1 protein-coding gene is annotated in these 688 nt (G+C 70.2%); it reads left to right on the top strand.

The window, feature by feature from the left end:
- Positions 1-150: 150 nt before the first annotated feature.
- The coding region (locus ACTWQE_RS34175; RefSeq protein ID WP_443332975.1) for a helix-turn-helix transcriptional regulator at positions 151-688 on the top strand (538 nt) is incomplete at its 3' end.

The following is a 688-nucleotide window of genomic DNA, read 5'->3' as shown; positions in this document are numbered from 1 at the left end:
CCCCGCCCCCAATGCAAGCCCGCCGATCCCGCCACCAACCACGACCACCCGCATACCCGACCGTCCTTTGCGCCGCTGCTCACTGAACAGAACCCACGCTGACACCGGTAGTGGACACCGAGTGGCCGCTACCGGTGTCAGGGTGGGACGATGGCGAACACCTCACACCGGGCGTTGCGGCTGTTGTCTCTGCTCGGATCAGGACGGCAGTGGTCGCTGCGCGAGCTCGCTACCCGGCTCGGGACCAGCGAACGCACTGTCCGCCGCGACATCGAAACTCTGCGCCAGCTCGACTTCCCGATCGCTACCATCCACGGCCCCGACGGCGGCTACCGGCTCGGAGCCGGGCGAACCCTGCCGCCGTTGCTGTTCGACCACGACCAGGCCCTCGCGGTCGCGGTGGCCCTGCAGACCGCGCCAAGCACGATGTTCGGCCTCGGGGACGACGCGGCGCGGGCACTGGCGGCTCTGCACCAGGTCATGCCCCCTGCGCTGCGGGCATCCATGGAAGCCCTGCGCCTGACTCGGCTGCAGAACTATTGGGAGTTCCCTGCGCCCCCGATCGACCCGGCCGCCCTCACCGCCGTCGGAACCGCGGTACGCCACCGCCACCTCCTCGTCACCGAGACACTGCGTCCCGACGGCACACGCCCCGAACCCAGTGACCCCGACTACCTGCCCGCCCACC

It is taken from the genome of Streptomyces sp. 8N706 (assembly GCF_052245415.1).
Classification (GTDB): domain Bacteria; phylum Actinomycetota; class Actinomycetes; order Streptomycetales; family Streptomycetaceae; genus Streptomyces.
The sequence above is the reverse complement of the archived record's forward strand: the minus strand, read 5'-3'. Positions and strand labels throughout refer to the sequence as shown.